11 protein-coding genes are annotated in these 14,482 nt (G+C 50.0%); 7 read left to right on the plus strand and 4 right to left on the minus strand.

Annotated elements, in window-relative coordinates; all coding sequences use genetic code 11:
* Both B2R29_RS07345 and B2R29_RS07350 read right to left on the minus strand, forming a co-directional pair.
* Positions 1-833, minus strand: an 833-nt coding sequence (locus B2R29_RS07345) for an SDR family NAD(P)-dependent oxidoreductase (RefSeq protein ID WP_301180441.1), incomplete at its 3' end; no start/stop codon positions are given.
* 159 nt (positions 834-992) lie between these two features.
* Entirely contained in the window at positions 993-2,450 is a 1,458-nt protein-coding gene (locus B2R29_RS07350; protein ID WP_301180442.1) for a flavin-containing monooxygenase, read from the minus strand.
* 71 nt (positions 2,451-2,521) lie between these two features.
* Between B2R29_RS07350 and B2R29_RS07355 the strand changes: the two genes are divergently transcribed.
* From B2R29_RS07355 to B2R29_RS07385, 6 genes are all read left to right on the plus strand, one after another.
* Entirely contained in the window at positions 2,522-3,187 is a 666-nt protein-coding gene (locus B2R29_RS07355) for a TetR/AcrR family transcriptional regulator (RefSeq protein ID WP_301180443.1), read from the plus strand.
* 61 nt (positions 3,188-3,248) lie between these two features.
* Entirely contained in the window at positions 3,249-3,980 is a 732-nt protein-coding gene (locus B2R29_RS07360) for a TrmH family RNA methyltransferase (RefSeq protein WP_301180444.1), read from the plus strand.
* Positions 3,981-4,121: 141 nt separating this feature from the next.
* Positions 4,122-6,110, plus strand: coding sequence for a transketolase (gene tkt, locus B2R29_RS07365; protein WP_301180445.1), 1,989 nt, complete (start codon positions 4,122-4,124; stop codon positions 6,108-6,110).
* Between the two features lie 147 nt (positions 6,111-6,257).
* Positions 6,258-7,328: a thrombospondin type 3 repeat-containing protein gene (locus tag B2R29_RS07370; protein ID WP_301180446.1), complete on the plus strand. Its 1,071-nt coding sequence runs from the start codon at positions 6,258-6,260 to the stop codon at positions 7,326-7,328.
* A gap of 152 nt (positions 7,329-7,480) precedes the next feature.
* Entirely contained in the window at positions 7,481-11,059 is a 3,579-nt protein-coding gene (locus B2R29_RS16940; RefSeq protein ID WP_414716605.1) for a thrombospondin type 3 repeat-containing protein, read from the plus strand.
* Positions 11,060-11,188: 129 nt separating this feature from the next.
* On the plus strand, positions 11,189-12,163 hold the full coding sequence (locus B2R29_RS07385) for a substrate-binding domain-containing protein (protein ID WP_301180447.1): 975 nt from the start codon (positions 11,189-11,191) through the stop codon (positions 12,161-12,163).
* Here B2R29_RS07385 and B2R29_RS07390 read toward each other — a convergent pair.
* Both B2R29_RS07390 and B2R29_RS07395 read right to left on the minus strand, forming a co-directional pair.
* Positions 12,093-13,055: an RluA family pseudouridine synthase gene (locus tag B2R29_RS07390; RefSeq protein ID WP_301180448.1), complete on the minus strand. Its 963-nt coding sequence runs from the start codon at positions 13,053-13,055 to the stop codon at positions 12,093-12,095. The two genes, B2R29_RS07385 and B2R29_RS07390, sit on opposite strands and share 71 nt — an antisense overlap.
* On the minus strand, positions 13,052-13,540 hold the full coding sequence (locus tag B2R29_RS07395; RefSeq protein WP_301180449.1) for a YqaA family protein: 489 nt from the start codon (positions 13,538-13,540) through the stop codon (positions 13,052-13,054). Before B2R29_RS07395 ends, B2R29_RS07390 begins: the two co-directional genes overlap by 4 nt.
* 54 nt (positions 13,541-13,594) lie before the next feature.
* Here B2R29_RS07395 and B2R29_RS07400 point away from each other — a divergent pair, with 54 nt between their 5' ends.
* Positions 13,595-14,476, plus strand: coding sequence for an alpha/beta fold hydrolase (locus B2R29_RS07400; RefSeq protein WP_301180450.1), 882 nt, complete (start codon positions 13,595-13,597; stop codon positions 14,474-14,476).
* The last annotated feature ends 6 nt before the right edge of the window (positions 14,477-14,482 follow it).

Here is a 14,482-nt window from a genome sequence, read left to right on the forward strand (position 1 = left end):
TTCGCCTGCAGTTTCATAACTGCAACGATGACCTTCTGGTACCACGAACCCATGGTACGAACCATCAGGTCGAAAGCAACCGCATCCGGGCCAATCAGTACGCGACGCTTGTTCTTCTTAACGCCGTTGATGATGGTCTTAGCCGCTTTATCTGGAGTCGTAATGAACAGACGCTCGAATTCAGCTTTAGAATCGTCTGCACTTGCGCCAGTGATTTCAGACGACTTCTCGTTAAAACGGGTCGACTGAGCGATGTTGGTCTTGATACCGCCCGGGTGTACACAGGTAGTGCTCACGCAAGAACCCGCGATATCCAGATCCTGACGCAGTGATTCAGTCAGACCACGTACAGCGAACTTAGACGCGTTATAACCGCTCATCAGTGGCTGTGACGCCAGACCGAAGATGCTGGAGATGTTAACAATGTGACCTTCACCGGCTTTTTCCATGTGCGGCAGGAATGCTTTCGTGCCGTACAGTACGCCGTAGAAGTTGATGTCCATAATCCACTTGTAGTCTTCAATAGACAGGTCGCCAACTGTACCCGCCAGAGCAACACCAGCGTTGTTGAAGATCAGGTTGGCTTTACCGTGGTCTGCGACCACCTGATCAGCCCATGCGTAGAAGGCGTCTTTATCAGATACGTCCAGCTTCTGAGTTGTGATTTTTATCGGGTATTGCTTCAGCATTTCAGCTGTTTCAGCAAGTCCCGCTTCATTCACATCACTGAGTGCAACATTGCATCCGTTCTGTGCCAGATTGATCGCCAGAGCGCGACCGATACCGGAACCCGCACCTGTGACTGCTGCTACTTTACCGCTCAGATTCTTCATGGTTTTCTCCTTCAGGCATCAGGCCGATGCCTGAAAACTGTCTATTGTCATACGTTTTTTATGATGACTAAACTGTACGTTAAACCCCCGTATTTCACAGGGTGCTTTCAGCCAATATCTGATCAGAAAACACCCTGCTTTGGCGTAATTTAAAGGGGCTCAGCGCATGCTGTGGTCTGCACGCTTAAAGTTCTTAGCGAGCAACCAATAGGTCCAGCTAAAGCCTGGAAACATAGCGATAACTTTACCGCTTTTGCTCTTATACCAGGAATTACAGCCGCCTTTTTCCCAGACCGTTTTCTTCATTTCACTGTGGATGTGATTGGTATAACGTTCTTCTGCTTCAGGCGTCACTTCAATCGATTTAGCATGAGCCCCACGAACGCGCTTGATAGCATCCATGATGTAGTTCATCTGAGCTTCAATGATAAAAATTGCAGATGTGTGCCCAATACCGGTATTCGGGCCGGTAACAATGAATAAGTTCGGGAAATCCGGGAGTGTTGTACCCAGGTAGGCACGTGGGTAGTCTTCCCAGACATCACTGATGGCTTTACCACCACGACCGACCACAGGGTAAGAAATAACACCGTCTGTTGCGTCGTAGCCGGTTGAGTAAATGATCAGATCGAAATCGAGCTTCTCGCCTTTTTCAGTGTTAATACCTGTTTCGGTGATTTCATCGATACCGTCTGTTTTATCGTGCAGAAACACGTTATCGCGACAGAATGCCGGGTAAAGAGTGTTCGATAAAATAATGCGTTTACAACCGATGGTGTAATCCGGTGTTACTTTGGCACGCAACTCAGGATCTTTAATCTGACGCTTAATGTGCGCCATAGCAGGTTTTTGCGCAGCAGCTTTCAGGCCTTTCTCTGAATATTTGAATCCCACAATACGGGTTTCAAGGCCCCAGTAAATGCTCCAACGCAGCATTTTATAGAGGAATTTATTTTTCAGCAGACTGCGCTGCCACGGTTTAAACGTTTTATCGTGACGGGGCATCACCCAGTGTGGTGTGCGCTGAAATACATGCAGTTCACCGACATCTTTAGCAATTTCAGGAATGATCTGTGCGGCACTTGCACCGCTACCAATGATCGCCACTTTTTTGCCTTTATAGTCGTAGCTGTGATCCCAATCGTTGGTATGGAATGACTTACCCTTGTAAGAATCCCGCCCTTTGAAGTTAGGAATCACCGGTGTACTTAACGGGCCTGACGCATTAATGACAAACTGTGACTCGTAAACCTCACCGTCATCCAGTTGGATATGCCAACGTGAGATATCATCCTGCCATTCAATTTTTGCCACGTTACAGTTGGTATGCGTACGATCGCGAAGACCGTATTTCGTAATCACGAATTCCGTATATTTATTCAGCTCAGCCTGATCAGAGTACATCTGGGACCACGGATAAGGCTCATGAGAAATCGAGTACAACGGAGACTGCACATCAACCGCTGCGCCAGGGTAGGAATTCTGAACCCATGTTCCGCCCATGAAGCTGCGACGCTCAAGAATCACAAAGTCTTCCTGTCCCTTCTTCAGAAGGTTGATTGCAGCGCATTGACCACCAAAGCCACTGCCGATAATAACCGTGTTGTATTGCTTCATCTGTTTTCCTCATCAAACCTATCTGAAGACACGCAATGTCACTTTACTTCTGACGACAGCTGATGTCAAATATGCATATGCCAACATCCAATGCCAGAACTACAGGGCGCAGCTACCGGGGTATGACGCCCGAGCAGCGCACCGCTCAACGTCGCGAAAGCTTTCTTGAAGCCGGGCTGAACCTGTTCGGCAACGAAGGTTTTCACGGCGCCACGGTACGTAAAATCTGCAAAGAAGCAGGCCTGACCGACCGCTATTTCTATGAGAGCTACAGCTCCATGGAGGAACTTCTGATTGAAGTGTATGAGCGCTGCCTTCAAGGTATTCTGCAACGCTTACAAGCGTCTCTTACCGACATTCCATCTGAAAGTTTCCCTGAAGACCTGATACGGACATTGCTCACCGACTTCTTCAAAGAAATGGAAGACCCTCGCGTGGCCAAGGTCTGTATGTTTGAGGCCGAAGGCGTCAGCGATCATATGCACGGGATGTACAACGATTACATCCGTCGCTTCGTCATGATTCTGATGGGCGCATCACGCGCTTACGTTAAAGCGTGGCCACTGTCTGATGAAGAAACCGAAGTGCTCGGCAACGCCATCGTCGGCGGTATCATTCAGGCAACCCGCAATTGGGCAGTTAACGATTACCACCTCAGCCGTGAATCGATGGTGAATGGCATCATGATACTGTTCAAAGGTACGCAGATTCTCCTGGACCGAAGCTCCGGGGACTGACTCCCTGCGACCACTGGCGTAAACTACGCCTGACCGCAGTAGGCTTACGCAGGGGCTCAGCATGAAACTCGACGATATCCGTAAACTTCACCAGAAAAAATACCGCACCCTGCATCAGAAGTATCTGGTCGAAGGCGAGCACCTGGTTCTTGAACTTGAGCGAGCATGCGCAACGCAGCCCGCACTTAAAGAATCGGAGCTGTACGTCACAGAGCAGCACCAGGACTGGCCCGCCCCCTTCCGCAAGCATCTGATCAGCAATAAAGCCATGGCGCAGATGTCAGACACAAAGACTCCTCAGGGGCTGATCGCAGTCGTACCCATGTTGCAGATTCAAGCAACACCGGACTCGGCCCAAACCCAGAAAGCAATTTACCTTCATGAAATTCAGGACCCGGGCAACCTGGGCACCATTATCCGTACCCTTGGCTGGTTCGGTGGTTTTCGCCTGCTACTCAGCCCTAACAGCGTCGATCCCTTCAACCCCAAAGTCGTTCGTTCCAGTATGGGGGCCATTTTTCACGTCCCTATTGAGCTTGATGTTGACCTGATGTCTCTGCCACATCGTTTCCGCAACATTGCCACACTGGATATGGCTGGCGAGCAAATGGGCCATCCGTCATTCCGGGGCTGTGACTGCTACGTGTTTGGCAACGAAGCCCGAGGCGTGCCGCGCGAGGCGCTGGAAGCAATTGATCCGCATACCTTTACAATCACCGGTTGCGGCGCCATTGAATCTCTGAATCTTGCAACAGCAGTGAATATGGCGGCGTACGAGGTCAACCGACTCTGACTCTTTACAGTTTTATCTGATCATAATCTGCCCGACGGCGTTGCCCATTCCCAGTTCTTGAGGGACAATAGCGCCCCTTTTTCGGCGGCCCCTGATGATGGCAGCCGACAATGCTAAGCAATCGTGATCAGGAGTCGTTACATGACCACCCGTACCGAACTGGCAAATGCCATCCGCGCACTCAGCATGGACGCCGTGCAAAAAGCCAAGTCAGGACACCCAGGCGCCCCGATGGGCATGGCAGACATCGCCGAAGTTCTCTGGAACGACTATCTGAAACACAATCCGGAGAATCCGGAATGGGCCGACCGCGACCGTTTTATTCTGTCGAATGGTCACGGCTCCATGCTGATTTACTCTCTGCTGCACCTGAGCGGTTACGATCTGTCGATTGATGATCTGAAGAACTTCCGTCAGCTGCACTCCAAAACTCCGGGTCACCCTGAATACGGTTACGCACCGGGTATCGAAACAACCACTGGTCCATTGGGTCAGGGCATCGCCAACGGTGTCGGCATGGCACTGGCAGAAAAAGTTCTGGCAGGTCAGTTCAACCGTGAAGGACACGAGATCGTTGACCACAACACCTACGTGTTCCTGGGCGACGGCTGCATGATGGAAGGTATCTCCCACGAAGCCTGCTCTCTGGCCGGTACACTGGGTCTGGGCAAACTGATTGCCTTCTACGATGACAACGGCATCTCTATCGATGGTGAAGTTGAAGGCTGGTTCACAGACGATACGGTTAAGCGTTTTGAATCCTACGGCTGGCAGGTGATTCCTAAGGTTAATGGCCACGATCCTGAAGAGATCAAACAAGCCATCGACACTGCTCGCGCGAACAGCGATCAGCCGACGCTGATCTGCTGCAAAACCATCATTGGTTTCGGTTCACCGAACAAAGAAGGTAAAGAAGAGTGCCACGGCGCGCCTCTGGGTGATGATGAGATCGCGCTGACCCGCGAGCGTCTGGGCTGGAAACACGGTTCGTTCGAAATTCCTGAAAATGTTTACGAAGGTTGGAGCGCGAAAGAAAAAGGCGCTGCGGCAGAATTCGCATGGAACGACAAATTCGCAGCCTATGAAGCGGCCTACCCAGAACTGGCAGCAGAATATAAGCGTCGTATCGCAGGTGACCTTCCTGCAGATTTCGCAGAAAAAGCACAGGCCTACATTCGCGAATGTCAGGAAAAAGGCGAGACCGTTGCGTCGCGTAAAGCGTCACAGAACACACTCAACGCCTTCGGCCCTATGCTGCCTGAATTCCTGGGTGGCTCAGCTGACCTGGCAGGCTCTAACCTGACATTATGGAGTGGCGCCAAAGGCGTGAGCGGCCTTGATGCGTCCGGCAACTACATCTTTTACGGCGTACGTGAATTTGCTATGAGCGCCATGATGAACGGTATCGCTCTACACAAAGGCTTCGTACCTTATGGCGCCACCTTCCTGATGTTTATGGAATACGCCCGCAACGCCGTGCGTATGGCGTCACTGATGAAGCAGCGTTCGATCTTTGTCTATACCCACGACTCTATCGGTCTGGGCGAAGACGGCCCGACGCACCAGCCCGTTGAGCAGGTTGCCAACCTCCGCAACACACCCAATCTGCAGACCTGGCGTCCTTGTGACACCGTCGAATCTGCAGTGGCATGGAAGTCAGCGGTTGAGCGTAAAGACGGTCCTTCCGCTCTGATTTTCTCTCGTCAGGGTCTGCCTCATCAAGAGCGTAACGCTGAGCAGGTTGAAGCGATTGCCCGTGGTGGTTACATCCTGAAAGATTGTGCAGGTACGCCTGACGCCATCATCATCGCAACCGGTTCTGAAGTCTCACTGGCAGTCGACGCCGCAGAGAAACTGAGCGGCAAAAACATCCGCGTGGTTTCTATGCCTTCTGCCGAAGTATTCTGTGCCCAGGGCGCTGAATACATGGAGCAGGTACTGCCAAGCGCTGTGACTGCTCGTGTTGCGGTAGAAGCTCTGCACAAAGACTACTGGTACAAGTTTGTCGGCCTGAACGGCGCCATCGTTGGCATGGACACCTTCGGTGAGTCTGCACCAGCAGGCGAACTGTTCAAAGAGTTCGGCATCACCACCGATGCAGTCGTTGATGCTGTAAACGGCCTGCTATAACTGCTTGCTAAGTAGTATTCAAAGTCGTTAAAAAACCGGGCTGACTGCCCGGTTTTTTATGTCAACCCATTACTTGTCGCGTAAAGCTAAACCCCACAGAAATTCTTCGTGGTAGTATCCGGAGAGATTCAAATATGGATGTTATTGATGTTCCGCCTACAGTTAATCCCCCTTCTATTCACAACTGTCCTGTTGAGCCAGGCAGTCCTCGCTGACCCCGACTACGATGGAGATGGGATCGCTGATGCACGAGACAACTGTCCAACCGAGCACAATTCAGAACAAGAATCCCTCTTTTTCGATGTTGTTTTCCTCGGTGATGCATGTAATCCGGATGATGATGTTGATGGAGTTCCCGATGAAATTGAGGATCAGCTTGAATACAGGGATTCCAGAGGGACTGACCTAGGCAAAGACTCCATAGGGAATGTAATTCATACTACCAACACAGATTCCGATGGCGACGGCGCTAACGACATATACGAGTTGAATACAGGAACCGACCCTTTCGTAGCGGATGACTTCGCGACACTCTCGCTGACTGACTACGTGCCATTAGGAGATATTGAATATACCTATCGTGCTCAAGTCACTATCGAGCCGCCTACCTACAACCAAGAGTTCACTGAAACTGTCGATGAAGACTCGCCGGGAATTTATAAAAATACAAGCTATGCCCTGTTCGGGGAGGGTGATCACTACTATCGAATCGGTAAGGACGGCATATACCTTAAGAGCCTATACCGGGATTATTTTGTAGAAGGTGAATGGAATTCAGGCATCGAAGAGATTGATTTATTACATCTGCCTTTCGAGATCCAGGAGGGGGGAACTGTTGTATCCTCTGGCGATTCAAAATGTACTTATGAGCACTGCCTGGATCACATCATTTATATGATTGATCGAGGCGAAATGATCTTTAACGACGAAAGTAGAGAATACATAACTCTCGCCTCATCAGTGTTCAGCCGCGGCGTATATTACATCTACCTCAAAGACATTGGTTTATACGGCACGCACTACATGAACCTGATCGACTATAAAATTAACAGTCGTGTTGATGTCGCGGCCGTTGCAGCAGCACTACCGGATGAAGAACAGACCGAGAGAGTAGAGCCAGAGTCCTCTTCCGGTGGCGGAGGTGGCGGCGCAGTCAACCTGTTCTGGCTGGTACTCGCTTCTCTTAGCCTGCTATCACGCCGGCGCCTGACAGTATGAGACTGCAAGCAAAACGTTTAAAAAACCGGGCTGACTGCCCGGTTTTTGTAAATTAAGCGGGCCTCAGCCGTCAGTGTCGGCAGACGACATAGATCAAAATTCAACCATTTGATACCATATCGATAATTATTTTTTACATGGATGTAGTATCTATGACCCTCCGTAGCTGGCTCGTGGGCGCTCTTCTCACGTTACTTATTGTACTTCCCGCTTATTCCGCAGTTCTGGAAACCCGTGAGTTCGACGGTATTGTTTACGCACTGACTGATAGGAATCAAATTCTCAGGTTTGATCTCGCATCGGGCACGGAGTTAACAGCCATTGATCTTCCCTCAACGGCTCAACACCTTGCTATTTCTCAAGACAAGATCGTCGTAGCAAACAGTCGTGAAATTCGAGCAATATCCTTAACTGACCTCAGTGTGTCCTACCTAGGTGGAACACCAGCGAACGTGAGGGGAGTAGCTATTGATAATGGCTACATAATTACTGGAGAGTCCGACAATTACGCTCGCCTATATAATGAAGCAGGCCTAGAGATAGCGAGCCGTTCGATATCATCAAACCAAATAAGCTTTAAAAGCGGAAAGCTTTCGAACATGCTGGTATATCAGAGTTCCAATAGTGTGTGCAAATTGGTAAAAACCGACGCTGACTATCTGTCATCAAGTTGCTACCAACTCTATTCAAGCAACTACGGAGAGTACAGAGATGCCATCACTCTGAGTAGCTCAGAGGCTTTAGTTCAGTCAGGCTACATACTGAATATTGCAGAACAGAAAATCATAGCACGTCTACCGTCAAGCAATGCTGTTGCAACCTCGAGAATTGATGGGGCAATAGCGATACTGGATAGCGAAGGCGAGTTAATCCAGTACTCAGAGCAAGGCGTTGAAACTGGTTTCTACACACTATCAGACAGCTTTGCTTATTTATCAGCGTTTGCCGATGAGTATGTCGCACTGAACATCACCGATACTGGGTTTACTTCAGAATATATTTCTCCCGAAAGTGATATCGTTCCGCCTGTAATCTTCAATACATCTCCTCCACTACCTGCCAATACCTCTCAAATCATTCCAGAGAAAATTCTGACAACACAATCCGGTGAGGCGATCATTTACGATGCTGAAACAAACGGGCTTTATATCTGGGACGTAGAAGAGGGAGAGTTCACAAAGAGCTACTTTATAGAATCAGATGCTCTTCAGCTCGCGTACGACGAATACTCTGACTCGGTATACAGTGTTCATACGGATGGGTATCTTAGAAAAATAGACTTTAGCGATGATACTCCAAGGGTCGCGGCGCTGACATATATGCCCGGTTCTGACTGGTCCGATATCGCCGTATTTATGGATAAAATTGAAATAGGTTATGGATCGTTTGATCGTAAGCACTCAGTTGATCCTTCAGGTAACTTTCTGAGTCTATTCATAAACCAATTCTATAGCCTGAATCCGTCATATTGGATTGAGTCAGAAGAAGCCTATTATCAGCTATACCGGACCTATCTCAATAAACACAGCTACGACACATCAACCGAAAGTCGTGTAGCTTCTTCCTCCCTATCAACAGGAGTTCAGGTAGAGCGCGACCTGTTCGTCTTACCTGAACTTGGCAAAGCAGTTCTTACTACCGGTAAGCTTATCAAGCTCGATACTCTGTCAAATGACCAGACCCTCAGCAGTGATATATACCAAGCCGCCTACCCCGCAAATCAGTTAATAACAGTTTCCGGTGATAAATCAGGTCTGCAGGTCTGGTCGGCAGATGGGGAATTGACGTCATTCGTTGCTAAAGGCAGCCCCGACGACCTTCGACTGGTCTATAACGCCACATTCCTGGGCGTCATCCGCGTGAGCTTTGAAGGCACCACAATCAGCCGCTACAACATCGCGTCTGGAGGAGATACCGACGGTGACACTGTCAGTGACCTCTTCGATAATTGCCTCTCTGATTCGAACAGCGACCAGGCAGACCAGGACAATGACTATATTGGTGATGCCTGCGACAGTGATATTGACGGCGATGGCATCCCGAATGATATTGAAACAGCCAACGGACTTGACCCTCTCAGCGATACTGATCGCAATCAGGACAAGGACAACGACGGTCTTCCGAATTATTACGAATACCGGACCGGAACTGATATATCCGTGGACTCACCTGCCCCTTTTACAGGTCAGTTTACCATTAATTTTGATGACGGCCTGATTCCCTCAACGGTCCTAACTCACGGCGGTGAATGGTTCATTCTTGAGGACAGTGGCTATGAAGCGGAGGGATACGACCTGCGCGGTCCGGCAGCGGAGTTGGGATCTTTACTTCCTTATATTGAATTTTATGCCGACTTTGATGGTAGCGGCGATTTGCGATTCAACAGATCAAGTGATAACTCCTACGGCAGCTCACCTATTCTGAAAATCTATATTGGTGACTCAGAGGTAACAGCGCAGTACAGAGATGGATATCGGTATATTGACAGTTCTGATATTCCTGACGGTATTCAGCAAGTGAGGATGGAGTTACAGGTACCGTCTAATAATTGGAATGACCCTGACGAGCAGATTATCATCGACGATATTGAATATCAGATCTATATCGGACCAGACTGGGACGATGATGGCATTTCCGATGACACTGATAACTGCTACTCAACGCCAAACCCTGACCAGATCGATTCGGATAAGGATGGCCGGGGTGATGCATGTGATAGCTACTTTGATGACTGGGATGCGGACGGCATAGCCGACTTCGTTGATAATTGTGAGTGGGACTACAACCCCGGCCAGAGTGATAGTGACGGCGATGGCATAGGTGACGCTTGTGAATACACCTATGGCGATAATGACAGTGATGGTGATGGTTTCAGCGACTGGGATGATAATTGCCCTAGCACTGCTAACCCTGAACAAACTGATACCGATAGAGACTTCTTGGGTGATCTGTGCGATGACGACATTGACGGAGATGGACTCGACAATCGTGATGAAGAGGCTCTGGGCAGAGATCCTATGAAATCCGAAGGTATCTGGTATGACTCTGATGCAGACGGCGTCGCCGACTTCATCGAAATGAAAATAGGCAGCTCTGTCAGCGATGCCGATACATTCTCCAGTGTGGGCCTTCGACCCTACTTCCCGCTGGGAAGCCTGAAAAACTCCTACGTAAACGACTATTATGGCGAGTACGAAATCACTATGGAGACAATAGGAAACAACCAATACAAACGCTGGTTTAATGACGACGACTGCTACAGCATACTAGAGGCCCGCTCCGACGGTATTTATCACATAGAGCAGGTTTGCGAGGAAAGCGAATTACGCTGGCAATTTACCGATAAGTTAGTAATGCCCGCAGAATTAGTGCCAGGTGAACCAATAATCATAGCGTACAGTTACGAAAGATTTGAAGATGGTAACTTGATGGGTATTTTCACTGACAGCTATAACCTGACATTAATTGGCCGGGGACAGGCTGATTTTAATGGGACAACCGTTAATACAGTTGAGCTGATGTATGACAACGACGTAAGTGCCTCAGAGACTTATGCAGAGGGCTTGGGCTTTTTCTCGGCGGACCTCGTTAAGCTACAGTCATCAGAGATATCTTCACAAGAAGAATGGCCTTCCAGTAGAAATAGCGGCAGCAGCGGCGGTGCAGTCAATCTGTTCTGGCTACTCCTTGGCTCTCTCGGCGTGATGGCACGTCGACGGTTAGCATCCTGATACCACGCTGTAACTGCTATATAAAACCGGGCCAAGTGTCCGGTTTTTTGTTTCTCGCGCACCTTGCCAAACAGGCCATAGGGTATATCTTGATTATGTACAGCCCAATGAGAATTGATAACATTATCAATGAAATACTTCCTGATTTCTCTGGTCCTGATCTGGTCTGCTCAAGTCAGCGCCGAACAACAGATCTTCGGACTGGTAGCCAAGAGCACCTCTGATCCGAATTTTGTGCTGGCCTGGAAGGCTTGCGACAGAGCCGCGCGGCTGGACGGTAATTTTTGCGAGTTGCTGGGCTCTCCAGAGCCTGCAAACGCGCACTTACAAGCACGGGCGATTGAGGCCGCACTCGCGAGTGGACGCTACTCTGCGATTGCGGTTTCGGTGACGCAGTCATCCTTCATTGCCGACCGGCTGACTCACGCCAGTATTCCCGTTATGACATTCGACTCGCCTTTCAAGGAGGGCGAAGAACTCGCCTCTCTGCCTTACGTCGGGGCTGACAACGAAACCTTTGGACGAGACCTGGGCAGGTTGGCATCGCTGGCCTCTCCGGAGGCCGGAACCCTCTGTATCATGACGGTAGATCACGACCCCAACCTCGCAATTCGGGTTGATGCCCTGCGCCGCTACCTCGCCGGCAATATTCCGATGGAGTCTGGGCAGCGCTTATCCGGCGAAGGCGGCTGGTCGGAGCCAACCCGTTGCCCCAAATTACCTAATGCGAATCACCGGGAGGCCTTGCATCAGTTAACAGGTATCCTGCGCGACATCCAGCCTGACTTACTGGTCTCTGTCGGGCATTGGCCAGTCATCAATGAACGTGCATTCAAGGCGGCTATGTACGCGCTTGAGGAGGAAGAGATGAATACCCGAATCATTGCGGGTGTTGGGAAAATCAGTACAGGGCACCGTGAAATGCTGCGAGAGCATTTGCTCTATGGGCTGGTGAGCATCGACTTTGAAGATATGGGACGACTTGTGTACGAGCAACTCAGACGCCTGGCTCAAAACGAAGATGTGCCAACAGTCACTTATACGACAAGTATTCTCGTGCCAGCTCAATCTCTGTCGGATGACAAAGCGCTGAAGGAAGAGTAACAGTGACTTCCTCACCCGGAAGGTTAAGTACCAACGTGCTCGCCACCAGCAACTGGCATTCGGCGCCCAGCGTTTCAAAGTCATCCGTCGAGAGAGGTGATTGCAATCGCTTCAGATAGAAGCTGCCATCACATGAATAGATCTTATCGCCCACAATGGGATGCCCCTGCGCTGCGAGGTGAGCACGAATCTGATGCTTACGGCCGGTATAAATCCGACAGCGGATTAAAGAGGTCTCTCCCTCTGTCTTGATAACATCAAACTCCGAGTGACACTGCTTCACGTTTCGGTATGCGTCAGAATCTCCATCAGTGACAGGATACATTCTGGTTCGTATCTCGCTGTCAGTGCGCTCTGACAAGGGGGTAAAGTCTTCCCGGTGCTCCCAGGACGGTACTCCCCACACACGCGCATAATACTCTTTAACCGCGACCAATCGGCTGAGGCGTTTCTTCCAACGCCGGTCTGCTGCTTCATGTTTCGCGACAAGAATAAGACCAGCGGTTTCGGCATCAAGACGATGCAACAGGCGAGCATCTCGCCAGGGTGTATGCCTACGTATTTCTGAAATCAACGTACCGAACAAGTTACGTGTGGTGCGGCTTACGGGCAGTTGATGCGGTTTAAATATGACCATCAGGTCGTGACGTTCCCAGACGATGCACCAATCATTCGACACTGTATCCTCATGGTGATCGTCGAGCATGACGGAAAACTCACCTTCGCCGGGCAGTTGTCGGGACTCAGCCAAAGGCTGACCATCTATCGTGGCTGAGACCAGAAGCTGAGCTCGCTCAAGTTCTGAATGCCTCGGTAATAGCCAGGCTATGAAGTCCGCAGGCGTTCTCCCGTCATCTTCTTCAAACAAGGTCGCCTTCAGTCGGTGACTCATAGATCTGTTAATCCGGCCCAAACACGGTATACGAGGTAGTAGCGCAACGCCTTACCGATAAAAATAAGCACCAGAGAACGCTTCCACGGCAGCTGCGCAGCACCTGCGAGAGCAACCAGAATATCGCCCAACAAAGGCACCCAGCTGAACAACAAGGACCAGCTGCCATAGCGGGCGAACAACGTCTCTGCGGCCCGGAAACGTCGCGGTACCTCGTGCGAGCGCTCATAGAGCTTTCTGCCACCCCGACCCAATGCGAACGTCAACCACCCCCCACCTGTGTTTCCCAGAATTGCCGCACTGGTCACCAGCCAGGCGATAGCGCCTTGTTCAAGCAATAACACCAGATACCATTCAGACCCGACAGGCAGCACTGAGCCCGCTGCAAATGCGAGCAGAAACATCATGCCAGTCTCGATGATCAGGTTAAAAAAGTCCGTTTCGACCATAGTGATAATACAGGTGTCTGATAAACTAAGGCTCAATTTTACCAGCCATGGCGTCTACGGTCGCCAACATTGCGGATTACAGAGGCCAGCATGCTGCAGTCGTTGTTTACAGAGAAGTATGGCATTCCACTGGATGAGATTAAGCGCCGACACGCCTACGCTGATTCTAAATTCATTCAGGTGCAGGGAATGGATGTTCATTATCGTGATGTTGGCGAGGGCCCGGTACTGATCTTACTTCATGGCATGTTCTCATCACTGCACACCTGGGAAGAATGGATTGATACTCTAAAAGAGGACTTTCGCGTCATCGCTCTCGATGCACCCAATTACGGTCTGACTGGCCCACACCCGAAGGGAATGTTCAAACATATCTACAGTGAATTCCTCAATGATTTTACAGACGCTCTGGGCATTTCAGAGTGCATGGTCGCCGGCAACTCATTGGGCGGCTGGATGAGTTGGGAATTTGCGGGTCGCTACCCGGAGAAGGTGAAGAAGGTCATTCTTATTGATTCTGCGGGCTTTCTGTTCGTTACTCCCTGGTTGCTGATTTCTCTGGCCCTACCGGGAGCAACCTTTCTCAGTCAAGCGGTAAAATATCCAAAGTCAGCGTTCTGGGCGGTTATTAAAGATGTCTATGGTGATCGCTCAAAGGTCACCAAAGAAAAAGTCGATCTTTATTATGATTTGTCGATGCGCGAGGGCAATAGAGCCGCGTCTGCCCGTGTCGTTCACTTCATCCGCAATACCGGTGGATTCCGGACAGGCTACATGAAAAAAATGAACCAGCCGACGCTGATTATGTGGGGTAAAAAAGATCGCTGGATCCCCCTGCGCCACGTAAAATCATTTATGAAAAATATCCGTAATTCAGAGTCTGTGATTTATGACAACGCGGGTCATATGCCGATGGAAGAAATTCCGGAAATCAGCGTCAAGGATGCGCGCGAATTTTTGCTGAGACCCTGACTATAA

The sequence above is a fragment of the Thalassolituus sp. UBA3500 genome (genome assembly GCF_002377545.1).
Lineage (GTDB): Bacteria > Pseudomonadota > Gammaproteobacteria > Pseudomonadales > Oceanobacteraceae > Thalassolituus.

What these genes read in the sequence shown, in the direction of transcription:
- B2R29_RS07390 (WP_301180448.1), bottom strand. Translation starts at nt 13,055, where the DNA reads ATGAGTCACCGACTGAAGGCGACCTTGTTTGAAGAAGATGACGGGAGA.
- B2R29_RS07350 (WP_301180442.1), bottom strand. Translation starts at nt 2,450, where the DNA reads ATGAAGCAATACAACACGGTTATTATCGGCAGTGGCTTTGGTGGTCAA.
- B2R29_RS07385 (WP_301180447.1), top strand. Translation starts at nt 11,189, where the DNA reads ATGAAATACTTCCTGATTTCTCTGGTCCTGATCTGGTCTGCTCAAGTC.
- B2R29_RS07370 (WP_301180446.1), top strand. Translation starts at nt 6,258, where the DNA reads ATGTTCCGCCTACAGTTAATCCCCCTTCTATTCACAACTGTCCTGTTG.
- B2R29_RS07360 (WP_301180444.1), top strand. Translation starts at nt 3,249, where the DNA reads ATGAAACTCGACGATATCCGTAAACTTCACCAGAAAAAATACCGCACC.
- B2R29_RS07400 (WP_301180450.1), top strand. Translation starts at nt 13,595, where the DNA reads ATGCTGCAGTCGTTGTTTACAGAGAAGTATGGCATTCCACTGGATGAG.
- B2R29_RS07355 (WP_301180443.1), top strand. Translation starts at nt 2,522, where the DNA reads ATGCATATGCCAACATCCAATGCCAGAACTACAGGGCGCAGCTACCGG.
- B2R29_RS16940 (WP_414716605.1), top strand. Translation starts at nt 7,481, where the DNA reads ATGACCCTCCGTAGCTGGCTCGTGGGCGCTCTTCTCACGTTACTTATT.
- tkt (WP_301180445.1), top strand. Translation starts at nt 4,122, where the DNA reads ATGACCACCCGTACCGAACTGGCAAATGCCATCCGCGCACTCAGCATG.